The organism is Kitasatospora sp. cg17-2 (assembly GCF_054031055.1).
In genome coordinates, this window is sequence record NZ_CM132923.1 from 2,379,840 (window position 1) to 2,401,661 (window position 21,822).

25 protein-coding genes are annotated in these 21,822 nt (G+C 74.2%); 10 read left to right on the forward strand and 15 right to left on the reverse strand.

Features of this window, described 5'->3' with window-relative positions; all coding sequences use genetic code 11:
* Nucleotides 1–37: 37 nt before the first annotated feature.
* Nucleotides 38–1,030 carry a serine hydrolase gene (locus tag ACW14Y_RS09335; RefSeq protein WP_456986500.1) on the forward strand — a complete coding sequence of 331 codons (993 nt, stop codon included), beginning with the start codon at nucleotides 38–40 and terminating at the stop codon, nucleotides 1,028–1,030.
* Nucleotides 1,031–1,040: 10 nt separating this feature from the next.
* On the opposite strand, the gene ACW14Y_RS09340 is transcribed toward ACW14Y_RS09335, so the two are convergent.
* The gene (locus ACW14Y_RS09340; protein WP_456986501.1) at nucleotides 1,041–2,102 is read right to left on the reverse strand and encodes an alpha/beta hydrolase family protein; all 1,062 of its coding nucleotides are present in this window, start codon (nucleotides 2,100–2,102) and stop codon (nucleotides 1,041–1,043) included.
* A gap of 116 nt (nucleotides 2,103–2,218) precedes the next feature.
* Between ACW14Y_RS09340 and ACW14Y_RS09345 the strand changes: the two genes are divergently transcribed.
* Both ACW14Y_RS09345 and ACW14Y_RS09350 read left to right on the forward strand, forming a co-directional pair.
* Nucleotides 2,219–2,857 (forward strand): GNAT family N-acetyltransferase, encoded by a 639-nt coding sequence (locus tag ACW14Y_RS09345; RefSeq protein WP_380299488.1) that lies wholly within the window; start codon nucleotides 2,219–2,221, stop codon nucleotides 2,855–2,857.
* A gap of 50 nt (nucleotides 2,858–2,907) precedes the next feature.
* On the forward strand, nucleotides 2,908–3,753 hold the full coding sequence (locus ACW14Y_RS09350; protein WP_456988119.1) for a PaaX family transcriptional regulator C-terminal domain-containing protein: 846 nt from the start codon (nucleotides 2,908–2,910) through the stop codon (nucleotides 3,751–3,753).
* Between the two features lie 23 nt (nucleotides 3,754–3,776).
* On the opposite strand, the gene ACW14Y_RS09355 is transcribed toward ACW14Y_RS09350, so the two are convergent.
* The 3 genes from ACW14Y_RS09355 to ACW14Y_RS09365 all read right to left on the reverse strand — a co-directional run bounded on the left by ACW14Y_RS09355 (nucleotide 3,777) and on the right by ACW14Y_RS09365 (nucleotide 6,266).
* Nucleotides 3,777–4,100, reverse strand: coding sequence for a cupin domain-containing protein (locus ACW14Y_RS09355; RefSeq protein WP_380392840.1), 324 nt, complete (start codon nucleotides 4,098–4,100; stop codon nucleotides 3,777–3,779).
* Nucleotides 4,101–4,251: 151 nt separating this feature from the next.
* Nucleotides 4,252–4,932, reverse strand: coding sequence for a response regulator (locus tag ACW14Y_RS09360; protein ID WP_380299490.1), 681 nt, complete (start codon nucleotides 4,930–4,932; stop codon nucleotides 4,252–4,254).
* Nucleotides 4,929–6,266 (reverse strand): sensor histidine kinase, encoded by a 1,338-nt coding sequence (locus ACW14Y_RS09365; RefSeq protein WP_456986502.1) that lies wholly within the window; start codon nucleotides 6,264–6,266, stop codon nucleotides 4,929–4,931. Before ACW14Y_RS09365 ends, ACW14Y_RS09360 begins: the two co-directional genes overlap by 4 nt.
* A gap of 141 nt (nucleotides 6,267–6,407) precedes the next feature.
* Between ACW14Y_RS09365 and ACW14Y_RS09370 the strand changes: the two genes are divergently transcribed.
* On the forward strand, nucleotides 6,408–7,631 hold the full coding sequence (locus tag ACW14Y_RS09370) for an alpha/beta hydrolase family protein (protein ID WP_456986503.1): 1,224 nt from the start codon (nucleotides 6,408–6,410) through the stop codon (nucleotides 7,629–7,631).
* Between the two features lie 73 nt (nucleotides 7,632–7,704).
* On the opposite strand, the gene ACW14Y_RS09375 is transcribed toward ACW14Y_RS09370, so the two are convergent.
* Nucleotides 7,705–8,826 carry a serine hydrolase domain-containing protein gene (locus tag ACW14Y_RS09375; RefSeq protein WP_456986504.1) on the reverse strand — a complete coding sequence of 374 codons (1,122 nt, stop codon included), beginning with the start codon at nucleotides 8,824–8,826 and terminating at the stop codon, nucleotides 7,705–7,707.
* A gap of 236 nt (nucleotides 8,827–9,062) precedes the next feature.
* Between ACW14Y_RS09375 and ACW14Y_RS09380 the strand changes: the two genes are divergently transcribed.
* Nucleotides 9,063–9,818, forward strand: coding sequence for a class I SAM-dependent methyltransferase (locus ACW14Y_RS09380; protein WP_456986505.1), 756 nt, complete (start codon nucleotides 9,063–9,065; stop codon nucleotides 9,816–9,818).
* 43 nt (nucleotides 9,819–9,861) lie between these two features.
* On the opposite strand, the gene ACW14Y_RS09385 is transcribed toward ACW14Y_RS09380, so the two are convergent.
* A complete protein-coding gene (locus ACW14Y_RS09385; RefSeq protein ID WP_456986506.1) occupies nucleotides 9,862–10,323 on the reverse strand; it encodes a winged helix-turn-helix transcriptional regulator in 462 nt (153 codons plus the stop codon).
* Between the two features lie 133 nt (nucleotides 10,324–10,456).
* Between ACW14Y_RS09385 and ACW14Y_RS09390 the strand changes: the two genes are divergently transcribed.
* A complete protein-coding gene (locus tag ACW14Y_RS09390; protein ID WP_456986507.1) occupies nucleotides 10,457–11,656 on the forward strand; it encodes an MFS transporter in 1,200 nt (399 codons plus the stop codon).
* A gap of 76 nt (nucleotides 11,657–11,732) precedes the next feature.
* On the opposite strand, the gene ACW14Y_RS09395 is transcribed toward ACW14Y_RS09390, so the two are convergent.
* The gene (locus ACW14Y_RS09395; RefSeq protein ID WP_380443502.1) at nucleotides 11,733–12,140 is read right to left on the reverse strand and encodes a hypothetical protein; all 408 of its coding nucleotides are present in this window, start codon (nucleotides 12,138–12,140) and stop codon (nucleotides 11,733–11,735) included.
* Between the two features lie 262 nt (nucleotides 12,141–12,402).
* Entirely contained in the window at nucleotides 12,403–12,762 is a 360-nt protein-coding gene (locus tag ACW14Y_RS09400) for a DoxX family protein (RefSeq protein ID WP_456986508.1), read from the reverse strand.
* A 241-nt stretch (nucleotides 12,763–13,003) separates the two neighbouring features.
* Between ACW14Y_RS09400 and ACW14Y_RS09405 the strand changes: the two genes are divergently transcribed.
* A complete protein-coding gene (locus tag ACW14Y_RS09405) occupies nucleotides 13,004–13,432 on the forward strand; it encodes a hypothetical protein (RefSeq protein ID WP_402724445.1) in 429 nt (142 codons plus the stop codon).
* An 82-nt stretch (nucleotides 13,433–13,514) separates the two neighbouring features.
* Here the strand turns inward: ACW14Y_RS09405 and ACW14Y_RS09410 are convergent, their stop codons facing one another.
* From ACW14Y_RS09410 to ACW14Y_RS09420, 3 genes are all read right to left on the reverse strand, one after another.
* Nucleotides 13,515–13,703, reverse strand: a complete 189-nt coding sequence (locus tag ACW14Y_RS09410) for a hypothetical protein (protein WP_380443496.1) — start codon at nucleotides 13,701–13,703, stop codon at nucleotides 13,515–13,517.
* Nucleotides 13,704–13,817: 114 nt separating this feature from the next.
* Nucleotides 13,818–14,717, reverse strand: a complete 900-nt coding sequence (locus ACW14Y_RS09415) for a hypothetical protein (protein WP_456986509.1) — start codon at nucleotides 14,715–14,717, stop codon at nucleotides 13,818–13,820.
* Nucleotides 14,718–14,777: 60 nt separating this feature from the next.
* Nucleotides 14,778–15,479, reverse strand: coding sequence for a hypothetical protein (locus ACW14Y_RS09420; RefSeq protein ID WP_456986510.1), 702 nt, complete (start codon nucleotides 15,477–15,479; stop codon nucleotides 14,778–14,780).
* A 324-nt stretch (nucleotides 15,480–15,803) separates the two neighbouring features.
* On the opposite strand from ACW14Y_RS09420, the gene ACW14Y_RS09425 reads away from it, so the two are divergent.
* Nucleotides 15,804–17,093, forward strand: a complete 1,290-nt coding sequence (locus ACW14Y_RS09425; protein ID WP_456986511.1) for a serine hydrolase domain-containing protein — start codon at nucleotides 15,804–15,806, stop codon at nucleotides 17,091–17,093.
* Between the two features lie 157 nt (nucleotides 17,094–17,250).
* Here the strand turns inward: ACW14Y_RS09425 and ACW14Y_RS09430 are convergent, their stop codons facing one another.
* Both ACW14Y_RS09430 and ACW14Y_RS09435 read right to left on the reverse strand, forming a co-directional pair.
* On the reverse strand, nucleotides 17,251–17,628 hold the full coding sequence (locus tag ACW14Y_RS09430; RefSeq protein ID WP_456986512.1) for a hypothetical protein: 378 nt from the start codon (nucleotides 17,626–17,628) through the stop codon (nucleotides 17,251–17,253).
* Nucleotides 17,625–18,296: a GNAT family N-acetyltransferase gene (locus tag ACW14Y_RS09435; RefSeq protein WP_456986514.1), complete on the reverse strand. Its 672-nt coding sequence runs from the start codon at nucleotides 18,294–18,296 to the stop codon at nucleotides 17,625–17,627. Before ACW14Y_RS09435 ends, ACW14Y_RS09430 begins: the two co-directional genes overlap by 4 nt.
* A gap of 185 nt (nucleotides 18,297–18,481) precedes the next feature.
* Between ACW14Y_RS09435 and ACW14Y_RS09440 the strand changes: the two genes are divergently transcribed.
* Nucleotides 18,482–19,162, forward strand: coding sequence for an MOSC domain-containing protein (locus ACW14Y_RS09440; protein WP_456986515.1), 681 nt, complete (start codon nucleotides 18,482–18,484; stop codon nucleotides 19,160–19,162).
* A gap of 4 nt (nucleotides 19,163–19,166) precedes the next feature.
* On the opposite strand, the gene ACW14Y_RS09445 is transcribed toward ACW14Y_RS09440, so the two are convergent.
* Nucleotides 19,167–19,547 (reverse strand): VOC family protein, encoded by a 381-nt coding sequence (locus ACW14Y_RS09445; protein ID WP_380299508.1) that lies wholly within the window; start codon nucleotides 19,545–19,547, stop codon nucleotides 19,167–19,169.
* A 163-nt stretch (nucleotides 19,548–19,710) separates the two neighbouring features.
* Between ACW14Y_RS09445 and ACW14Y_RS09450 the strand changes: the two genes are divergently transcribed.
* Nucleotides 19,711–20,394, forward strand: coding sequence for a hypothetical protein (locus tag ACW14Y_RS09450; protein WP_456986516.1), 684 nt, complete (start codon nucleotides 19,711–19,713; stop codon nucleotides 20,392–20,394).
* Nucleotides 20,395–20,806: 412 nt separating this feature from the next.
* Here ACW14Y_RS09450 and ACW14Y_RS09455 read toward each other — a convergent pair whose 3' ends face one another.
* Nucleotides 20,807–21,721 carry an AraC family transcriptional regulator gene (locus ACW14Y_RS09455; RefSeq protein WP_380301173.1) on the reverse strand — a complete coding sequence of 305 codons (915 nt, stop codon included), beginning with the start codon at nucleotides 21,719–21,721 and terminating at the stop codon, nucleotides 20,807–20,809.
* Between the last annotated feature and the right edge of the window lie 101 nt (nucleotides 21,722–21,822).

The following is a 21,822-nucleotide window of genomic DNA, read 5'->3' on the forward strand; positions in this document are numbered from 1 at the left end:
ATGATGTTCAAAGCCGCGCGCCCTACTCTCATCGATCATGGCGATACGAAGCGTCCCCCGGGCAAGAGTGTTGGTGCCGGTCGGCCTCCTCGTCGCCGCGGGGGCGGTGGCCGCGGCGTTGCAGGGGCAGTCCGGCAGTGTCGAGAGTCGGCCGCTGCTGTCCGTCGTGGCCGACACGACCTCGTCCGCGCCGCCGGTGGTCACCCCGGCCACCCCGGTCGCCCCTGCGGTCACACCCACCGCCACGGCACCCACCGCCACGGCACCCACCGCTGCGGCCGCCACGACCACGGCGGCTCCCGACACCTCCACCGGTGCCGCCGTCGCAGCCCTGCACAGCGCCGTCGACCGGGCCGAGGGCGCGGTCTCGGTCGCGGTCACCGACCTGGAGACCGGGCAGTCGCTCAGTTACGGCGGCCCCGGCCACGACTTCGCCACCGCCAGCATCGTCAAACTCGACATACTGGCCGCGCTGCTGCTCCGGACACAGGACCTCGGCAGCACGCCGACCGCCGCCCAGCGCGCCCTGGCCACCACGATGATCGAGAACAGCGACAACGACTCCGCCACCGGCCTGTGGGACGAGATAGGCGCGGACCCGGGTCTCGACGCCGCCAACGCCCGCTTCGGACTGACCGCCACCAAGGCCGGCCAGGACGGCTACTGGGGCCTCACCTCGACCACCGCCGACGACCAACTGCGGTTGCTGCGCCAGGTGTTCACCGACGATTCGCTGCTCTCCACGACCTCCCGCAGCTACATCCAGGAGCTGCTCGACCAGGTGGAGGACGACCAGCGCTGGGGCGTGGGCGCGGCCGCGAGCGACGGCGGGTTCGAGGTGAAGAACGGCTGGCTGCCGAGGGACTCGGACGGCCTGTGGGTGATCAACAGCATCGGCCGGGTCGAGCGGGACGGGCACGAGCTGCTGATCGCCGTGGTCTCGGACGGGAATCCGACCGACAGCGACGGCATGGACCTGGTGGAGTCGGTGGCCCGGGCGGCGGCCGAGGCGCTGCCCGGGAACCGATAGCCGAGAGGGCTCAGCTCCGACGCGGGGCCCGGCCGAGTCCGTCGAGGAACCGCCGTTGGCCGTCCAGGAATCCGTCCGCGAAGAGCGAGCGGGGCGAGAACAGCGCGGTGAGCGCGAGCCCGAGCTCCGACCGCTCGACGGAACGCTTGAGCAGTGAGTGGGCTGCGTCCGGGTAGTGCTCGACCGTCAGCGCGCCGCCCGCGTCCAGCGCCTCGCGGTAGCCGCGCTCGGTGTCGGCGGTGTCCACGTTGATGTCCTGGCCGGCGAGGACCAGCAGCACCGGGACGCCGCGCAGGGCGAGGAGGTCCCGGGTGGCGTCGGCGGTGTGGTTCCTGGAGACGAAGCCCCAGCGGTCGGCGGTCATGCCGCGCGCGTCGCCGCCCATGGCCGCGAGGTACTCCTCGAAGCTCGCGCCCCGCGCCAGCAGCGCCCGGACGGCGTCGCTCCTGGCGGTCTCGGCCTCGACCCGGGCCGCCGACGCGCCCTCGGCGCGCAGTTCGGCGAGCAGGTTGTAACGGCCCTGCCGGAGCCAGTCGATCGCGGGCGAGACGGCGACGACGAAGCCCACGGGCGTCCTGGCGGCGACCTTCGGCAGGACCCAGCCCGCCTGGCTGGCGCCCCAGAGTCCGATCCGGTCACCGTCGATGTCCGGCCGGGCACGGGCCCAGGCGATCGCGGCGGCCGTCTCGTCGGCCCGGTCGTCCATCGACTGGTCGAGCCAGTTGCCGGGGGTGCCCGCGACGCCGGGCTTGTCCCAGGAGAGCGAGGCGTACCCGGCCCTGGCGTTGGCCTCCCAGATGGGCTTGTAGCCGTCGTCGTGGGTGGCGTCGACGGGGCCGTCGCCGTGGACGAACACGACGAGTCCGTGGCGCTCGCGGCCGTCCCTGGGGACGGCGAGGACGCCGTTGAGGACGTGGCCGCCGTGGCGGATCGAGACCCGCCGCTCGTCCATGGCGTAGGAGTTCTGCCACAGCACCGCGCCGACGAGGCCGGCGGCCGCCAGCAGCACCGCGACGAGCGACCACGCGGCGAGGCGCAGCCCCCGCCGTCGGGGCCGGGTCTTCGAACGCACGGGACGGTCACCTCCGTCATGGTTCCGGTCCAGCTCTGGAACTATCGTCATGAGAACGATCGTAGCGAGTCTGATAGATTGAAGTCCTGGTGGCAAGGCGGAGACGGAGGCACAGCATGGGACCGGACACAGCGGACCGCCCCGGCGACGGGGCGGTGACCGTGCGGCGGGGCCTCCCCGCCGGGACCGAGCGGCGGGCCGCCGAGCTGTACTGGGAGGCCTTCGGCCGCAAACTCGGCCCCGCCCTCGACCCGGCCGACAAGGCCGTGCCCTTCATCGCCGCCCACCTCAACGCCGACCGCGCGGTCTGCGCCCTGATCGACGGCCGGCTCGTCGGCCTCGCCGGGTACCGACTCGGCGGCCGGGGCCTCACCGGAGGAACGGCCGGCGCCGTGCTGCGCGCGTACGGACACCTGCGCGGACTGCACCGCGTCCTGCTCCTCACCCTGTTCGAACGCCGGCCGGGGGCCGGGCAGCTCCTCATGGACGGGATCGCCGTGGGTCCGGACCTGCGCGGCCGGGGCGTCGGCAGCCTGCTCATCGAGGAGGTGGCCGCCGTCGCGGCGGAGCAGGGCTTCCGGGAGATCCGGCTGGACGTGATCGACACCAATCCGCGTGCCCGGGCCCTGTACGAGCGGCGCGGCTTCACGGCCGTACGGACCGAGGAGACGCCCTACCTGCGCCGACTCCTCGGCTTCGGCGCGGTCACCACCATGCGCCGCCCCGTCGGCACCGGAGCGGAGGCGGCGCGGTGAACGCCGGAGCCAACCACGCCGGAGCCGACCACGTCGAGGTCCCGACCCGGATGCTCGTCCACGCGCTCGTCCGCGAGGACGGCACCGTCGGCGCCGACGAGCTGTACGACGTCGCCAACAGCCTGGGCATGAGCGACCAGCAGGTCCGGCTGTGCGTCAAGCGACTCGTCGCCGAGGGCCGGTTCACCCACGAGGGCCGGGGCCGCAGGGCGCAGCTGCACGCGGCCCCGGACACCCTGCGCGACCTCGCCCCCAACGCGGACTTCCTCCGGCACGCCTTCCGCCAGGACACCGGGGCCGCGCCCTGGGACGGCGTCTGGCACCTGGCCGCCTTCGCGGTGCCCGAATCGGCGCGCGCCGCCCGGGACACCCTGCGCGAGACGCTGGTCCACCTCGGCGGCGCCCCGCTCCAGGGCGGGCTGTACGTCAGCGCCAACGCCTGGGAGCCGTACGTCGAGGAGTCGGCCCACCGCCTCGGCGCCCACGGCGGGCTCACCCTCCTCACCACGACCGACCTGCGCCGGGGGGACACCCGGGAGCCCGCCGAACTCGCCCGGGAGCTGTGGCCCCTGGCGGAGATCGCCGACCGCTACCACCGTCTCGACCGCGTCGCCGAGCCCCGCCTCGCCCGGCTCAACGGCCCCGCCGAGCTCTCCGACGCCGAACTGCTCACCGTCGCCGTCGAGTTGGCCGCCGAACTCACCCGCGCCATGGACCCCGACCCCCTGCTGCCGCCCGAGCTGCTGCCCCGCCCCTGGCCCGGCACCCGGGCCCGGGAGCGGATCGCCCGCTGCTGGGCCGCCCTCTACGCGCGCGACCGGGGCGAGGCCCGCCCGGCGCTCTTCCGCCGCTATGCCGACATCACCCGGGAGGCGGCGGACCGGGCCTCCGGCTGACCTCGGAACCGACTCCTCGGGACTCACTCCTCCTCGGGGACCTCGACGATCAGCAGCGTCCCCTCGCTGCCGGGGCGGACGGCGTGGGCCGTGCGCGCCGGGATCCGGTGCAGCTCGCCCGGTCCTACCGTGAACTCGACACCGTCGACGACGAGTTCGAGCCGACCGGAGAGCACGAGCAGCGCCTCCGGATTGTCGTGGACCTCGACGGGCAGCGGCCGCCCGTCCATCCGCAGGACCTTCACGGCGGCCGTGCCCACCTGCTCCAGCACCTGCGACTCCCACGGGGTCGGCAGGGCGGACGCGGCGGCGGACAGGTCGATCGGGTTCACGACGTTCGGGTTCACGGCATACCTCCATGACGGGCCCGACCGCCGTGGTGGCAGGACGGGACCGCGATGTGTTCGAAGGGGACGAGCTGGACGCTATCCGGATCAGCGGGCCCGTTGGTCGACCGTTTGGTAAAACCTCGTGCGACGCCGTCCCTCCGGGAGCGGCTCAGCGCGAGAGTCCGGCCCGGTGGGCGAGGATGGCGAGGCGGACGCGGTCGCGGGCCGCGAGCTTGTGGAGCAGCCGGCCGATGTGGGTCTTGGCGGTGCCCTCGGTGATGTGGAGGCGCGCGGCGATCTCGGGATTGGTGAGCCCGTCGCCGACCAGCGCCAGCACCTCGCGCTCGCGGGCCGTGAGGGCGAGCACGGCGGCGCGCGCCCGGGCCCGCGCCGGGTCCTCGTCGGCGGCGCCCGGCCCGGCGGCCAGCAACCCCGTCAGCTCGGTGATCAGCTGCCGGGCGATGCCGGGCGCGAGCGCACCCTCGCCGGCGGCCACCGCCCTCACCGCGGCGAGGAGTTCGGCGGGTTCGGCGTCCTTGAGCAGGAAACCGGCCGCCCCGGCGCGCAGCGCGCCGCGCACATAGGTGTCGAGCGCGTAGGTGCTGAGGATCAGCACCCGGCTGCCCGACGGTCCGGCGACGATCCGGCGGGTGGCCTCGATCCCGTCCAGGCCGGGCATCCGGATGTCCATGAGGACGACGTCCGGCCGTTCCCGGTGGGCGAGTTCTACGGCCTCGGCGCCGTCCGACGCCTCCCCCGCCACCGTGAAGCCCGGGGCGAGGCGCAGGATGCCCGCGAACCCGGCGCGGACGAGGGCCTGGTCGTCGGCGACCAGGACCCGGACCGTCACGGCCGGCCCTCCGTCGCCGCGGGGCCTGCCCCGGAGGCGGCCCCGGCCAGCGGCAGCCCCGCGCTGACGCGGAAGCCGCCCGCCGGGGTCGGCCCGGCCACGCACCAGCCGCCGTACGGGGCGACCCGCTCCCGCATCCCGGCCAGGCCGGTGCCGCCTGTGCCCACGGGGGACACCGGACGCGAACGCGTACCGTCCCCGGGCCCGTCGTCCGTGACCTCCAGCCACAGGTCGTCCTCCCGGTACTCGACCTCCACCCGGGCCCGGGCGGCGCCCGCGTGCCGGACCACGTTGGCGAGCGCCTCCCGCAGGATCCGGTGCCCGGACAGGCCGACGCCGGGCGGCAGTTCGCGTTCCCGCCCGCGGATCCGCACCCGCACCTCGACCCCGCCGGCCCCGGCCCACTCCGCCAGCCGCCGCAGATCGTCCGCCGCCAGACCGGGGGCGGGCACCGGGACCGGGGGCCGTTCCCCGGGACCGCTGTCCTCGCGGAGGACGGCGAGCAGCGTCCGCGTCTCGCGCAGCGCGTCCGTGCTCACGGCCCGGATCGCCGCGAGCGCCGTCCCGGCCGCCTCCGCGCCGCCGTCCGGTCCCGCGTGTGCCAGCGCGTACTGGCCGAACCCCGCCTGGACGCTCACCACACCGAGGCTGTGCGCCACCACGTCGTGCACCTCCTGGGCCAGCAGCAGCCGTTCCTCCGAGCGGGCGGCCCGGTCCAGCGCCGCCCGCCGCTCGGCGGCCACCGCGGTGTGCGCGCGGTGGCCGCGCACTGCGCGCCCGACCGCCCAGGCGGCGGTCTGGGTGAGGACGGCAAGCGGAAGGTTGCCGAAGACCTCGTCGGGTGCCGTCGCGGTGACGGCCCAGCCGAGCACGGCCGCAGCGAGCGCGGTGCGCCCGTGACCGGCCCACCCGGCCCGCCGGTCGTCGGCGGCGGCCGCGTACACCGCCAGCGCCCCGACCGGCACCGCCCACGCGCCGACCACCAGTCCGACCGCCGGCTGCCGACAGCCCGCCACCGACACCGCCCAGGCGAGGACGGCGATCCCGCACGAGGCGGCCGGCCACCGCCGCCGGAGCGCCAGCGCGGCTCCCAGCGCCACCGTGGCGAGCAGCGCGACGGCCAGGGCGGCGGGGCCTTCCAGCGGCGGGTTGCCGCGGCCGTGAGGGTCGAAGTCGCGGGCGGCGTCCAGGACCCGGACGACGGTGACCGCCGTACCGACCAGCGCCACGAGCGGGTCCGTCCACGCCCGATGGAAGGGCGCGAACCGCTTGGTCCAGGGTGCCCGGGTGGCGGCGTGCGCGGTCGCGGGTCCGGCCGTCGGCTGGTTCTGCACCCGGTCAGGCTAGCCAGCGAAGGGCGGCCGGACATCCGACCACGGTCGTATGCCCACGGCCGGACGCGCCGGACCGGGGCGGGCCGTCACCGTGGTCACGGCACCACCCCCGTCGCCCGAACCGATGGAAGGAACCCGACCGTGCCCCGACTCCGTTCCCGCCCGGCCGCCGCCCTGCTCGCCGGTCTGCTCAGCACCGGCGCGCTCGCCACCACGGCGGCGCTGCCCACGACCGCGCACGCCGCCACTGCCGCCACCACCACCACGATCCCGCTCGCCCTCCCCGCGCCGACCGGCCCGCATCCCGTCGGCACCACCACCCTCCACCTGGTCGACCCGCAGCGCCCCGACCTCTGGGCGCCCACCCCGCGTCCGCGCGAACTGATGGCACAGCTCTGGTACCCGGCCGCCACCTGCGGCGGCCCCGCCCACCGGCGCGCGCCCTGGCTCGACCCCACCGCGCTGGCCCACCTGGAGAGCGACTACCTCGGTGCCGCCCCGGGGCAACTGGCCTGGCCCGCCACCCACTCCCGCCAGGACGCCCCGGCCGACCGCGGCACCCGCCACCCGGTCGTGCTCTACTCCCCCGGCTCCCGCGCCGACCGCGCCTTCGGCACCCTGGCCGCCGAGGACCTCGCCTCCCGCGGCTACGTGGTCGTCGCCGTCGACCACACCTTCGACGCCGGTGAGGTCGGCTTCCCGGACGGACGGCTGGAGGTCCGCAACAAACCCGCCGTGTTCGCCATGACGGACGCCGGGATCGTCGACTACCGCACCGCCGACGTCCGCTTCGTCCTGGACCGGCTGACCGAGCTCGCGGCCGGTGCCGACCCCGACGCCGAGCACCGCCCGCTACCGCCGGGCCTCGGCGCGGCGATCGACCCCGCCACCGTCGGCATGGTCGGCCACTCCATGGGCGGCGCCACCACCGTCCAGACCCTGCACGACGACCCGCGCGTGCTGGCCGGGGTCTCGCTCGACGGCCCGGTCTTCGGCACCGCCGCCACCGACGGCGTGGACCGCCCGCTGCTGCTCCTCCGCGCCTCGGACGAGCGCCCGGTGCGCGACGCGATGTGGGACGCGCTGTGGCCGCACCTCGGCTCCTGGCGCCGCCAACTCACCCTGGGCGACTCGGGCCACGGCACCTTCTCCGACCTCGAAGCCCTCCTCCCCGCCGCCCGGCCCGTCCTCGGCTGGCCCGCCGGACAACTCGACGCGTTCCTCGGCACCCTCGCCCCGGCCCGCGCCGTCGACGCCCAACGCGCCTATCTGGCCGCCTTCTTCGACCTCCAGCTGCGCCACCGGCCCACCACCCTGTTCAACGGCCCCTCGGCCGCGTACCCGGAGGTGCGGCCGGACCGATGAGACAGCCCGGACCGGTGGGACAGCCCGGACCGGTGCGACGGGCCGGACCGGTGGGACGGGCACCGCCCCGGCGTCAGCGGCACAGGGCCGCGTCGACCACGCCCTCCAACTTCCGCGCGGCCGCCTTGTCCGGCGCCTGGACCGTCATCGTGACGGTGGCGGAACGGCCGTCCGCCGTGACGCCGACCCGGGTCTCGTAGCCCGGGATGCTGCCGCCGTGCCCCCAGTACACGCCGCCGCAGGACAGCGGCGTGCTCACCAGCCCCAGCCCGTAGCCCGATCCCGCCGCGAACGGCTCCCCGGCCGGGGTGGTGGTACGCATCTCGGCGAGCTGCGCGGGCGGGAGGAGTTCACCGTCCAGCAACGCCGTGAAAAAACGGCCGAGTTCGGAGGGAGTGGAGACGAGCTGGCCGGCCGCCCAGGCCCAGGACGGGTCCATGTCCGTGATGTCGACCAGCGGCCCGGCCGCCGACTCGCGGTAGTAGCCGTGCGGGTGGGCCCCGCGGATCGTCGCGTCACCCGGGGCGGGGAAGTACGTCTGGCGCAGACCGAGCGGCCGGACGATCCGCCGCTCGATCTCCTGGCCCAGGCTCCGCTGCGTCACCGCCTCGACGACCAGCCCGGCGAGGACGTAATTCGTGTTGCTGTAGGCCCACTTGTGGTCCTCCGGCGCGGCGTCGGCCGGGTAGCGGAGGGCGATTTCGAGCAGTTCGCGCGGCTCGTAGCGGCGGACGTCGTCGCCGAGGTGGAGGGTGTAGTTGGGCAGCCCGCTGGTCTGCTGGAGCAGATGCCGGAGGGTGATCCGGTTGCCGTCGATCCCGTCGCCCCGAACGACGCCCGGAAGGTAGCGCTCCACCGGCGCGTCCAGGTCGAGCCGCCCCTGCGCGACGAGTTGGAGCACGACCACGGCCGTGAAGGTCTTGGTGTTGCTGCCGACCCGCACCCGCCCGTCCTTCGGCACCGCCGCGCCGGTGGCGACGTCGCCGACCCCGGCGGTGTAGCTGCGAGTGCGCCCGTCCAGGAAGCGGACGGTGCCCAGCGCGCCGGGGGCGCCCGTCTCGGCCAGCAGCGCGTCCATCCGCTGCTGGACGGCGTCGGGGCGGGCAGCGGTGGTCGCGGCTGTCGCCGGGGCGGCGGCGGTAGCGACCAGGGCTGCGGCGGTGACGACCAGGGTGACGGCCTTCCAGCGGCTCATGAAGTGCCTTTCGTACGAGGGTGCGTGTGCTCGGAGCCCGGCCTCCCGGGTGCTGTTCCACAAGATCACGCGGCCCGGCGGACGGTCGTCAGCTCACCGGGCGAGCGACCGTCGACTCAGGGGACGAGTGGAGGCGGCCGGCCGTGAACCCCTGGTCCTGGCCGCCGTCATCCTCCGGGCCTACCCGAACACCGCTCCCTTGTGCGGAGCGACCGGCCCCGGAAGCATGGCCCCACATGATCGACTACAACAGCGAGGCCCAGGCGTACGACACCACCCGGGGCGGCGAACCCCGGGCCGAGGCGGCGGCGGACGCCCTGGAACAGCTGCTCCCGCAGGGCCCCGCGACCGTGCTGGACATCGCCTGCGGCACCGGCATCGTCACGCGCCGACTGCGACGGCCGGGCCGCACCGTGCTGGGTGTCGACCGCTCCCCCGGCATGCTCGTCCCGGCCGCGCGGCGAATACCCGGCGGGGCGGTGTGCGGCGACGCGACGCGGCTCCCGTTCGCCTCGGGGAGCGTGGACGCGGTGGTGATGGTCTGGCTGCTGCACCTGCTGCCCGACCCGGAACCCGTACTCGCCGAGGCCCTCCGGGTGCTGCGGCCCGGCGGCAGGCTGGTGACCACCGTCGACAAGGAGGCGGCCTACTTCGCCGAGGACAGCGACCTCGCCCGGGCCACCGCCGAACTGCGCCGTCAGTACACCCCGCACGCGCCCGACGGCCACTCCCGGATCCGGGACTGGGCGACGGCCCACGGACTGCGGCCCGCCGGCGAGGCCCGCTTCCCCGGCACCGGGCAGGGGCGTAACGCCCGGCAGTGGCGGGAGGCGATCGACGCGGGCCGCATCCCCTGGTGCAACCGCGCCGACGCCGAGCAGGTGGCCGAGGCGGTCCGGCGGCTCGCGGCACTCCCGGACCAGGAGACCCCGATCGCCGACCCGCTGTACCGCCTCCTCGCCCTGGAGGTGTGCGGACCGCCGGCACCCTGACGGCCCCCGACAGACCCCGCCCGTACGGTCCGCCGACGATTCGTCAGGCCCGCTCCGGCTCCGGCACCTTGTGCACGACGGTGTCCGCCGGTCCGACCGGGCGGCCGTCGGCGGCCAGGACGGCCAGCTCGCGCAGCGGCCGGTCGTCGCGCCGGTCCAGGAGTTCCGAGTGGGGCTCTTCGGGGTCGAAGGAGTGCCGCTCGCCCCACTGGCGCAGCGCGACGACCACCGGGAACAGGTCCTCGCCCTTCGGGGTGAGCACGTACGCCTGGTAGGCGCTGCCGTCGGAGGCGGGTTCGACGGCAAGGATCCCGGCCTCGACCAACGCGCGCAGCCGGGCGCTGAGGATGTTCTTGGCGACGCCCAGGCTGCGCTGGAACTCGCCGAACCGGCGACTCCCGTCGAAGGCGTCGCGGACGATCAGCAGCGACCACCAGTCGCCGATCGCGTCCACCGAGCGCGCCACGGGGCACGGGTTGTCGTCGAACCTGGTCCGCTTCACCATCTCCGGCCTCCTCGGCACCGACCGCCATTCCATCTGGTTGCAACATGATACCCCTCCGGCCTAGGGTGCGACCATGTCGGTAGCATCATGCAACCAGAATCCTCCTAGCGTCCTGACCCGCCCCCTCACCCTGTTGTTCGCGCTCGCCAGCGGGGCCGCCGTGGCCAATGTCTACGCGGCCCAGCCCCTGCTGGTCGCCATCGCCGACGAGCTCGACATCGGCCGGGCCGCCGTCGGCGCCGTGGTGACCTGCACCCAGATCGGCTACGGGCTGGGCCTGGTCCTGCTGGTACCGCTCGGCGACCTGCTGGAGCGGCGGCGGCTGGTCACCGTGCAGGCCGTGCTGCTCGCACTCGCGCTGGCCGCGGTGGCCACGGCCGGGAACGCGGCGGCCCTGCTCGTCGGCCTGATGGGGGTGGGTCTGCTCGCCGTGCTCACCCAGGCCCTGGTGGCGTTCGCCTCGGCACTGACCCCGGACGGCGAGCGCGGGCGGATCGTGGGCACGGTGACCGGAGGCGTCGTCCTCGGCATCCTGCTGGCCCGGACCGTCGCCGGCGCGGTCGCCGACCTCGCCGGGTGGCGCGCCGTGTACGCGCTGTCCGCCGTCCTCACCCTGGTCCTCGCCGCGGCCCTGCGCCGCGCGCTGCCCCGGACCGCGGCACCGACCGCTCGCCCCGCCGGGGGCCGGTCGGTGGCGGCCGACTACCGGCGTGCGCTGCGCTCGCTCGTCCGACTTCCGCTGCGGGAACCGGTGTTCCGGCGGCGCGGGCTGATCACCCTCCTGGTGTTCGCGGCCTTCAGCACGCTCTGGAGCAGCGTGGCGCTCCCGCTGAGCGACGCCCCGTACTCGCTCACCCCCGCCGCCGTCGGGGCCTTCGGCCTGGCCGGCGCGGCAGGCGCGGCGGCCGCGGCACCGGCGGGCCGGCTCTTCGACCGCGGGCTCGGCCGGTGGACGACCGGCGCGGGCCTCGCCCTGCTGACCCTCTCCTGGCTGCCCCTCGCGCTCACCCGGCAGTCGCTCTGGGCCCTCGCCCTCGGCGCGGTCCTGCTGGACTTCGCCGTCCAGGCGGTCCACGTCACCAACCAGAGCACGGTCCTGGCCCTGGACCCGGCCGCGGGCGGTCGGCTGATCGGCGGCTACATGGTCTTCTACTCGCTCGGCAGCGCACTCGGCGCGATCACCTCCACGGCGGCGTACGCGGCCGCCGGCTGGCCCGCCGTCTGCCTGCTCGGCACCGCGTTCAGCCTGCTCGCCCTGCTCGCCTGGGCGGCCTGGGACCTGCGCCCGGCCGGCACGGAGGGCGATGCGCCGCAACACCGGCCCCACCGGTAGCGCGGAGTGGGAAGTCGACGCCGCCGACTTCCCACTCCCGACGCCGCTCAGCACGGCGCCCCTGTGGCTGGCGCGATCAGCGGTGCACCTGGATGCAGATCTCGTCCGCGTAGTCCATGGGAATCTGCTGCGTCTCCACCCCGGCACAGATGTAGACGCCGTTCGGGTAGTCCCGGCCACTGAGCTGCCTCATGTAGACCGTCGTCGGCCGGTCGATCCAGTCGGTCCACACCCATTCCTGGTTGGTGCCGCCGTAGCGCACCGCCGCCCAGTAGTAGCCCGCGCGCTTGTGGCCGTACTCCGTACTGACCATCACGTCCGACACGTGCAGGCCCTTGCCGATGACCTTGATGCAAGTACCGTGGTCGCACCTGGCGACCGTCGCCGAGGCGGAGCCGCCGGTGACCAGCGGCAGGGTGAGGCCCGCCGCCAGAGCTGCCAGGAGCGTCCCCCGGCGGAGTCGATGAACCCGGTCACGACGCATGGTGTCCCCCCATGAGTGGTGGTGATGACAGAGGTGGCCGGGACGGCTCCGGCTGCCGCAGCGGGCAAGCTCTCCCGGCATCGCCCGGCGGACACCAGCATGACCCGCGCATCGGTACCGCGCTTGTAGGATCGCGCACGCATTGCAGGCCCGACCCCACAGGTAGCCGGAGCAGGAAGTCGACGCCGCCGACTTCCCACTCCCGGCTCGCCACGCGATCACCCCGCGGACCGGTGCCGCACCGCTGGCGGGCGGTGCCCCGTCACAGCCCGGTGGCCAGCCAAACTGCCACGGCGGCAGTGGTGATGAGCCCTGCGTTCAGTGCGATCCGACGGTCGCCGCCGGTCAGATGGACGGCGATCGCACCCGCCTGGAGCAGGACGAGGCCGCCGGCGGAGGCCAGTGCCAGCGGGACCGCGATGCCCGTCAGCGGCGGTAGGACCAGTCCGGTCGCGCCCAGGACTTCGACCGTCCCCAAGGCCCTGAGGGCGGGCAGGGGTATCCGGTCGACCCAGGCCATCATCGGCCGGAGCTGATCGCGGGTGCGGACCACCTTCAGCGTGCCCGCGTAGAGGTAGAAGAGGGCGAGCGGTATCGCGAGGATCCAGTAGGCGGTGTTCATGGTGAGAAGTCCACCGCCGGGGGCCCACCGGCGTCCAAGACCCGTTTTCGCTGCCCCGATACCCCACCGGTATCGGGGCAGCCGGGAGCCCCTTGATCCGCTCCGGGTCGTCGGCGGTCCTCCCCCGCCCCTACAAACCCTGGCTGTACGGGCGGCGAAACACGTTGTGCGACCTGCCTCCCCAGGAGTAATAACCGTGGTTGGGCGAGCAGTTGTGCGCGCCGACGCGAGGATGCCGATCGTGCTGCGAGGGGGATCCATGGGATGCGTGGTGGTCGCCGCCCGGACGGTGGCCGTGGTGGTCGGCACCTGGCTGATGCTGATCATGCTGATGGTGCCGCTGGTCGTACTGACCGCGCTGCCGCGGACCGGCTTGCTCGGCGACATCCTCTCGGCCGCGGTCGGCCCGCTGTGGGTGCTGGCGCTGATTTTCGGACCGCTGGTCGCCTGCTTCGTGCTCCGCCGGTGGATCACCGGCGGCGACCGGGCCGGCAGTCCGGACGGGCCGCCGCCTCCCCGGTCCGACGATCAGGGGGACTTCCGGGCCCCGCGCGACCCGCCCGCCCCGCCCGCCCCGGAGCCCCCGGTGCGCCAGGAACAGCCGGACGCCAAGGCCCGGCGACGGGCGCGGCGCAACCGCCGCCAGCGGCTGAGGGAGCGGCGGTACTGAGCGACAAGCACGGAGTGGGAAGTCGACGACGCCGACTTCCCACTCCGACCCCGCCGACGTACGGCGGTCACCCCGCCGTCCGTCAGTTCTTCAGGGGCTTCACGATCGTGTGGGTGATGACCTGGCCCTGGATGTGCTTGGTCTCCAGCTTCTGGGTGCCGACCGGCTGGCTGGCCTTGACGGCCACCGGAGGAGCCGCCTTCTGCTCGGCCGCCTTCTCCTCGGCCGCGGGCTCGTCGGCGGTGGCCTCGGTGGGCTGGTCGTCGGACATGCGGGTCTCCTTCTGTCGTGCCCGGAACGGGCGTAGTCGATCTTCCCCGGTGGATACGGGCAGCAACCGGTCGATTACCGGCCACCGGTGGACGCGGCGGTGGCCGGTAAGGCCCTACTCGGCCGCGGCAGGGGCGTAGCTCTTGGCCTCGGAGTACTTCCACGAGGCGAACTGCCAAGTGCCCAGCCGGAGTTCCAGCCGCTGGTTCGGCGCGACCGTTCCGGTGACCGTGATGTCCCGCCAGGCCCGCCCGGCGTCCGAGCAGCCGGTCTCCTCGGAGTTCTTCCACGACTCGTCGCTGCCGCCGTACTGGAGCCACGCCGTGTGCCTGCCGATCACGGCGCAGTTCGCCTGCAGGGATCCCTCCAGGTGGTAGGTGCGGTTGCCCTCCCCGCTCCAGGTCAGCAGGCCGGAGAACGACAGCACCGCCAGGTTGGTGCCGTTCGACCGGTCGTGGTTGACCTGGAAGGAGACCCGTTCGCCCGGCGCGTCCGGCCCGTCCAGGTACTTGTGCGCGCCGACCAGGAGCAGCACGTTCTCACCCACCGGGGCGTCGGCGGCGATCATCCCGCGGGTGACCGCCTCCTTCCACTGGGGGGTGGCCGTCAGGTCGCGGATCAGCTCGGTACCGTCCCCCTCGGCGAAGAAGTCCTCCACCTCCGCGATGCGCCGCTTGGCGTCCGCCCGCCCCTCCTCGTCGAGGAACTCGTCGCGGGTGATGTCCTCCAGCGCCCGCACGTCGAGACCGGACCCGAGGAGGACGGCCCACACCTCCTGGGCCTGGTCCGTCGCGATGATCGCATCATGGAGTTTGTGCCGGGTGTCGAAGTCCAACTCCCGCACCTCGGCGCCCGCCGCCCGCACCACGGGCGAAGCGGCCGCAGCCGGGGGCGGGGACAGCTGGGACAGCGGGGAGACGCCGGGAGAAGCGCCGGCGGGAAGGGCGGCGGCGGCCTGCACGGCCACGGCGGCGCAGGCCACGAGAGCGGCCCGCCTGATCCGGTTCGTGTTCACACCATGATCAACGACGCCGGTCACCACCCGTCACCGTCCCCGGGTGCGGCCGCCGCCCCGTCAGGACGCGGTGCAGACCGGTGAGCTCTTGGCGTCCGCCATCCACTGCTCGCCGTAGTCGATCCGGCCCGTGCCGGTCAGCGGTTCGCCCGGCGGGGCGGGGACGGCGCCCCCCGCGCTCGCCCGGCGCCACACGAGTCCGGCCGGGTCGGTGACCTCCAGTTGGAGCTGCGCCAGGTCCCCCGGACCCAGCTGGACCGACGGTGCCGCCGCCTTCATCGACGCGAGGAGCGCCTCGTAGGGGATGACGACCTGGCGGCACGGAGCCGGCTGGACCTCACCCCACCAAACGCCCTTCTGGGGGAGGACGAGGCGCATTTTCATCACCCGGTCGCTGCTGTTGACGACGACCGCCGCAGTGTCGGTCTCGTAGAAGTAGGTGCGCTCGACGGCGGTCAATCGGCGGGCCTCGGTGACACGCCGATCCTCCTCCACCGCACGTTTGTGGTCGTCGCTCGCCCGGATCTCGGCCCGGATCCCGAGGATCAGCCCTGCCAGAGCGGCGACGAACGTCATCGCCCCGACGAGGACCTTGCCGAGGTCGACGATCGTGAAGGTGATCTCGGGCTCGGCGGGCTGGGGCGCAAGCGCGGGCGTGGACACAGGGTCGGGATCGGGATCGGGATCGGGATCGGGATCGGGATCGGGCGAAGGTACGGGTTCTGGTGTCGGCGAGGGGTTCCCGCCATCCGTCTCGGCCATGGCAGCGAGGCTACGCGGCACCCGCCCGGCCGAGGGCCGCGTGACGGAACCGTGTCCGGGCCGCAGCACGGCGGCGACACGGAAAGTCGGCGTCGTCGACCTTCCACTCCGCGCCGCCGGATCCGGAACCCCGGACGAAAGGTCAAGTCAAGCTCCCCAAAGGGGATTTCTTGACCATCTACGCCCGCCCCAAGGTGGAGCGCGAGTCGCCGCGCAGAGGCAGTACAGAGGCCCCGCAGGGCCTTCCGCAGGACGACGCGGGCGGAGCGGTGCGGATGCGAACGTGGCGGTGGGGCCCGGGGGTCGGGTCCGGGAGGGAACACCATGAACGCCAATCACCTGGCCGGGCCGCGTCGTCGCGACCGGCTCGGGCTGCGGCTCGCCGCCGTCGCGGTGGCCGGGGCCACGGTCGCCACGCTCGCCCCGACGGCCGCGGTGGCGGCGGGTGTCGGCGTGCCCGCCGCCGTGGCGGAGGCCGGCCGGCCGCGACCGGCCGTCGACCTCGGTCCGGAGCTGCGGGCGCTGGTCGAGCGCGGCGGTGCGACGGCCGCGCTCGGCGAGTCGCGCGAGAACGGCCGCCGGCCGTGGCGCGACGCCGCCGGGGTCGTCGACCTGGACTCCGGGCGCGCGGTGCGCACCGACAGCCGGTTCCGGATCGGCAGCGTCACCAAGACCTTCGTCTCCACCGTCGTGCTCCAACTCGCCGACGAGGGGCGGCTCCGGCTGGACGACCCGGTGGAGCGGTACCTGCCGGGCGTCGTCCCCAACGGCGGCGCGATCACCCTGCGGCAGCTGCTGCAGCACACCAGCGGCCTGTTCGACTACCTGGAGGACCCCCGGTTCCTCTACCACGACGAGGCGAGCCTGCGCGCCTACCTGGCCGAGGGGCGCTGGACGGACTTCCGCCCGGAGGAGCTGGTCTCCGTCGGCGTCGGACACGCACCCTACTTCGCGCCCGGGCAGGGCTGGCACTACTCCAACACCAACTACATCCTCACCGGGATGATCATCCGCAAGGTCACCGGGCGCAGCTGGCAGCGCGAGGTGGAACGGCGGATCGTCGAACCGCTGCACCTCGACAGCACGACGTTCCCCAACTCCTCCGCCCGCATCCCCGGCCCCCACGCGCACGGGTACGTCCAGCTGCCGGAGGGCCCGGCGGACGTCACCAAGATCAACCCGACCGTCGCGGACGCCGCCGGGAACGGCATCTCCACCACCGCCGACCTCGACCGCTTCCACGCCGCCCTGTTCGGCGGCAAGCTGCTGACGGCCGCCCGGCTGGCCGAGATGACCACCGCCGTCCCGGCCCCGATGATCGCCGCCCACTACGGCCTGGGCCTGATCCGCTACGACCTGCCGTGCGGCGAGGTCTGGGGGCACACCGGCGGCATCCCCGGCTACAACACGATCATGCTCGGGGCGCGGGACGGCTCGCGGCAGTTCGCCCTGTCCTTCAACCTCCTGGAGGGCGCCGAGACGGACGAGACCGGCGCGGCGATCGACGCGCTGTTCGTCAAGGCGGCCTGCGGCCCGGACGGGGCCGGGGCGGCTTCGGCGGCGCCCTCGGCCGCGGACGGCACCGGCCGGTCACCGCTGAAACTGCTCCGCTGACGCCGAGTCCGCCGGCCCGCCGAAGAACGGTGGGGCCCTCGGCACTGGTGAGGGCCCCACCGCACGAAAGCACCACCGCTGCCGGGGCGGGAAGTCGACGCCGCCGACTTCCCGCTCCGGCGGCCCACAGAACGCCGCTCGCGGGTGACGGGCGGGCTCAGCGGTCGACCGACCACGGGGTGTCGGCGGGCGGGCGGCCGGTGGTGAGGATGTGCTCGACGATCGTGAGCGCGCGGCCGAGGGGCACGGTGTCCTGGTCGGGGTATTCGTCGTGCTGGCCGTTGGTCAGGACGAAGTCCTCGCTCCAGCCCTCGGCCCCCGGGTCGAGGGCGTGCTCGCCCGGGTCACCCGGACCCTCCAGCAGCACGACCATCGCGCGCTCGGCATTGGAGACCACCGCCAGCTGCCGCCCGGATCCGCTGGTCAGCCACGCCTCGAACCCGCCGTCGGCCGCCCTCGCCCGGAGTTCCGCGAGCAACGCCCCCGGCGAGACCGGTCCGACGCCGCCGACTTCCCAGTTCCACTCCTCGGTCACGGGCGCGACGCTCCCGCGGCTGCCGCCCGGCGCTCCCGGAGGCCGGCGAGGTGGTGCTCCAAGGCCGTGCGGCGGGAGGGCCACTCCGCCGCCGTGATCGAGAAGATCGCCGAGTCCCGGAGCCGGCCCTCCTCGCCCGGGGCCCAGGAGACGGACCAGTTGCGCAGCACGCCCTCGAAGGTGGCGCCGGTCTTCGCGATGGCCGCGCGGGAACGGCCGTTGCGGGCGTCGGTCTTGAGGTCGAGCCGGGAGACGCCCCAGACCTCGAAGGCGTGCCGGAAGAGCAGGTACTTGGCCTCGGTGTTCAGTCCGCTGCCCTGGGCGGAGGCCGCGAGCCAGGTGAAGCCGACCTCGATCGCGAACAACGCGCCGTCCGCCGGGTGGCGGCGCGGGTCCAGGAAGGCCGTCGCCCCGACGGCCCGGCCCGTGGTCCGGTCCACCTGGGCGTACGGGAGCACCCATCCGGTGTCGCGCCGGGCCAGTTGGGTGTCCACATAGGCGGTGAAGTCGCTCGCCGCCGGTACCCAGGTGAAGCCGTAGCCGGCCCGGTCCTCCGCCGCGGCGAGGGCCAGATCCGCTGCGTGGGCGTGCCCCAGCGGCTCCAGGCGGACGAACTCGCCCTCCAGCACGGGCCCTTCGAGCAGCGGCACCCCAACGGCGGAACCCACGGCTCCTCCTCGCAACGATCGACGACTACGGCCCCGGCAGCCTCCCAGGCCCCCACGACCCGGCGCACGTCTTTTCCACCCACCGGACGGCCACCGTCCACGGCCGCCTCCCACGGCCACCCGACCGGGGGAAACCGTTCGCCCCCGGAGTGCCCGGCCCGCACCGTCGCGGGTATGAAGCAGGTATGAAGCTGCTCACGGTCAACATCGGCCGGCCCCGCCCCAACCCGTGGAAGGGCCTCGACGCGACGGGCATCGACAAGCGGCCCGTCGACGGGCCGGTGTTCGTCAGCGCTCCCGGCCCCAAGGACACCGGGGCGGTCGGTCTCGCCGGTGACCGGGTCTACGACGTGAAGCACCACGGAGGTCCCGACCAGGCCGTCTACGCCTACGCCCGGAAGGACCTCGACGCCTGGCAGGAGGAACTGGGCCGGCCGCTCGCGAACGGTGTGTTCGGGGAGAACCTCACCACCCTCGGTCTCGACGTCAACGGCGCGCTGATCGGCGAGCGCTGGCGCGTCGGGCCCGACACCGTACTGGAGGTGTCGGGCCCGCGGGTGCCGTGCGCCACGTTCCAGGGCCGACTGGAACAGGAGGGCTGGATCAAGCGGTTCACGCAGGCCGCCGTCCCCGGCGCCTACCTCCGGGTGGTCGAGCCGGGGGAGGTCCGGGCCGGCGATCGGATCGGGATCGTGCACCGGCCCGACCACGAGGTCACGGTGGCACTCGTGTTCCGCGCGATGACGCTCGAACCGGACCTGCTGCCCCGCCTGCTGGCCGCGGACGCGCTGCCGGACGACATCCGGGAGAGCGTCCGCCGCCGCACGACCGGGCGGGGTTCCGGCGGGCCCGCGCCGTCACGGTGAGGGCTCAGACGGGCGCGAGGCGCGTGCTCAGCAGGCAGAACTCATTGCCCTCCGGGTCGGCGAGCACGTGCCAGCTCGCGTCCTCCGGCTGACCGACGTCGACCGGTACGGCTCCGGCGGCCAGCAGGCGTTCGAGCTCGGCGGCCTGGTCGCGGTCGGTGGGGTTGACGTCGATGTGCAGCCGGTTGTTCCCGGGCCTCGGCAGGTCGGTGCGGATGAGGAAGATCGTCGGCTGCGGTCCGCCGAAGCCCTCGCGCGGGCCGATCTCGATGCAGCCCTCCGCCTCCCGGTCGAGCTCGACGAAGTCCAGGACCTCGCACCAGAACCGGGCCAGCAGCTCCGGGTCGTGGCACTGGAGCACGATCTCACTGATCCGGCACGCCATGGACAGAACCCACTCTCTCGGGACGAGGAAGCACCTTCCCGGGAACTTACCAGCCGGGCAGATCGGCGTCGATCGCATTCCCCGGGCGGCTGCCGGACGCCCCGAGCGTGATAGCGTCGCTCCCTCTCCGGTGAGCCGGACGAGGTCTCCCAGCAGGTGCCCCATGACCACTCCTGACCAGCAGCTCCGGACCGCTCTTGACGCGCTCGACGCCGTCTTCGCGACGCTGCCCGAGCCCCCGATCACCGTCGGCGGCTGCACTCACTGCTACACCGACGCCGAGCTCGCAACCCTCGCGGGCCCCGCGCACCTGGTGCCGGACGATCTGGTCTCCTCCGTCGCCACCGAAGTGACCGACCACTGGGACGACTTCGCCGCCCTCTACCACCGGACGACTCCGCGGATCGTCCGCCTCCTGACCACCGGCCGACTGCACACCCACTACGGAATGATCGCCTCCCGGCTGCTCGCGGCCGGCTACCGGGGCTGGCCGCCGCCGGAGCGGCAGGCACTTGAGCGCGTCTGGGACGCCTGGTGGCGTTCGGCCCTGCACGAGTACCCCGGCTCCGACCGGGCCACCGAGGTACTGGAGACGGTGGCCGTCTGCACCGGAAGCCTCTCGCCGTGGCTGGCCGTCTGGACCGAAACCCGCACCGAGGCGGCCGAGCACCACTTCCAGGACGCGCTCGACCACTGGCTCGCCGAGCGGGAGCTCGCGGACCTCCGGCTCGGCTTCTACGACGAACTGCTCGCCGGCCCGGAGCTGGTGACCTGGCTGCTCGCCCAGGAGGAGGGCCGGATCGGCGCCGCCCAGCTCTTCGAGGTCGAACGCATCGCGTACAGCTGAGGCAGCGCAGACAGCCGAGGGCCGCCGCCGGGCCTGATGCCCCGTCCGCGCAGGGAGTCGAGCGGGCCGACTTCCTGCGCGGACGGTGGAGTCGCCCTCGGCGTGGGGTCTGCGGTCGGGGGGCCGCTGCGCCGGGGCGCCCGCACGGCGCGGTGGGGCGTGCCGTGCGTGGACCGGTCGCCCGCGCGCGCCACGGGCGGGCGCGGCGCGGGAGGCAGGGGCAGAAGCAAGGGGTGGGATCCGGGAGTGGGACGTCGGCCGGGCCGACGTCCCACTCCCGGATCCCCTGAGCGGCGGCGTGCGGTCTCGCCCACGGCGGTTCCGGGGCGGCTCCCCCGTAGCCGCCCCGTCGGATCAGTCTGCCGCGCGGGCGACGGGCCGGGCTTGTAAAAATGCGCACTCCGGTCGGCCGTCAGCGGTCCGGGCCGCCGTCGACGAACTCGATCGCGGTGGTGACCCGGCCGGCCAGGCGGTCGGCCGGCTCCGGGACCTGGGCGGCCCGGCGGGAGGCGAAGAAGGTGGTCGGCGAGCAGCCCACCATGGCGCGGAACGAGTGCACCAGGTGCGCCTGGTCGTAGAAGCCGCAGTGGTCGGCGATCCGGGCCCCGCCCCAGCCGGGCCGCCGTTCGTAGGTCACCAGGGCGCGCTGGAGGCGGAGTATGTCGGCGGCCTGCTTCGGTGCCAGGCCGAGGTGTTCGCGGAAGCGCTGCTCCAGCCGTCGGCGGCTCCAGCCGGTACTGTCCACCAGCGTGCGGACCGAGGTCTGCCCGTGCGAGGCGCGGAGCTGCTCCCAGGCCCAGCTCACCGAGGGGTCCCAGACCCGCCCGTCGGCGAACCGCGCGTCGAAGTAGGCGTCCAGCAGCGCGAACCGCCCCGACCAGGTCCTCGACTCCCGCAGCCGGTCCACGAGTTCGCGCGGACCCCGGCCGGGGAAGGCCGAGCCCGCCTCGATCCACCGGCCGTCCAGGTCGCCGAGCGCCGGGCCGAGGATGCGGTAAGCGCCCTGGGGGGTGAGCGAGACGGCGAGGCCGTGCAGCCGGCCGCTGTGCTCGGCGATGGTGGCGGTGCGCCGCAGCCCGGCGAGGACGGAACCGAAGGAGCCGCTGTCGGCGCCGGCGACGGCGTCGGTGAGCTGCAGCGATCCGTCGAAGCCGACCGTCAACGTCACCACGTCGGTGGGTACTTCGAGGCGGCGGCGGGGCCGGTCCGAATCCAGCCGGTAGCCCCGGTAGCCGAGCACGTACTCGCGCAGTCTCGGCCGGGCCGCGCCGTAGGCCATCTCGCACTCGCTGTCGACGAGGTCCAGTGTTCCGCTGCCGCGTTCCATGGGTGCTCCCGCATCGCCGAGACGAAGACTTGACGTGTCCACGATGCCATGGGGTCGGGGCGATGCGAACGCCGGGTGGCAGGCGGTTGACCGGAATCAAC

What these genes read in the sequence shown, in the direction of transcription:
- ACW14Y_RS09335 (WP_456986500.1), top strand. Translation starts at nt 38, where the DNA reads ATGGCGATACGAAGCGTCCCCCGGGCAAGAGTGTTGGTGCCGGTCGGC.
- ACW14Y_RS09345 (WP_380299488.1), top strand. Translation starts at nt 2,219, where the DNA reads ATGGGACCGGACACAGCGGACCGCCCCGGCGACGGGGCGGTGACCGTG.
- ACW14Y_RS09350 (WP_456988119.1), top strand. Translation starts at nt 2,908, where the DNA reads ATGCTCGTCCACGCGCTCGTCCGCGAGGACGGCACCGTCGGCGCCGAC.
- ACW14Y_RS09375 (WP_456986504.1), bottom strand. Translation starts at nt 8,826, where the DNA reads ATGAGCCGCTGGAAGGCCGTCACCCTGGTCGTCACCGCCGCAGCCCTG.
- ACW14Y_RS09380 (WP_456986505.1), top strand. Translation starts at nt 9,063, where the DNA reads ATGATCGACTACAACAGCGAGGCCCAGGCGTACGACACCACCCGGGGC.
- ACW14Y_RS09385 (WP_456986506.1), bottom strand. Translation starts at nt 10,323, where the DNA reads ATGGTGAAGCGGACCAGGTTCGACGACAACCCGTGCCCCGTGGCGCGC.
- ACW14Y_RS09395 (WP_380443502.1), bottom strand. Translation starts at nt 12,140, where the DNA reads ATGCGTCGTGACCGGGTTCATCGACTCCGCCGGGGGACGCTCCTGGCA.
- ACW14Y_RS09400 (WP_456986508.1), bottom strand. Translation starts at nt 12,762, where the DNA reads ATGAACACCGCCTACTGGATCCTCGCGATACCGCTCGCCCTCTTCTAC.
- ACW14Y_RS09410 (WP_380443496.1), bottom strand. Translation starts at nt 13,703, where the DNA reads ATGTCCGACGACCAGCCCACCGAGGCCACCGCCGACGAGCCCGCGGCC.
- ACW14Y_RS09420 (WP_456986510.1), bottom strand. Translation starts at nt 15,479, where the DNA reads ATGGCCGAGACGGATGGCGGGAACCCCTCGCCGACACCAGAACCCGTA.
- ACW14Y_RS09425 (WP_456986511.1), top strand. Translation starts at nt 15,804, where the DNA reads ATGAACGCCAATCACCTGGCCGGGCCGCGTCGTCGCGACCGGCTCGGG.
- ACW14Y_RS09440 (WP_456986515.1), top strand. Translation starts at nt 18,482, where the DNA reads ATGAAGCTGCTCACGGTCAACATCGGCCGGCCCCGCCCCAACCCGTGG.
- ACW14Y_RS09445 (WP_380299508.1), bottom strand. Translation starts at nt 19,547, where the DNA reads ATGGCGTGCCGGATCAGTGAGATCGTGCTCCAGTGCCACGACCCGGAG.
- ACW14Y_RS09450 (WP_456986516.1), top strand. Translation starts at nt 19,711, where the DNA reads ATGACCACTCCTGACCAGCAGCTCCGGACCGCTCTTGACGCGCTCGAC.
- ACW14Y_RS09455 (WP_380301173.1), bottom strand. Translation starts at nt 21,721, where the DNA reads ATGGAACGCGGCAGCGGAACACTGGACCTCGTCGACAGCGAGTGCGAG.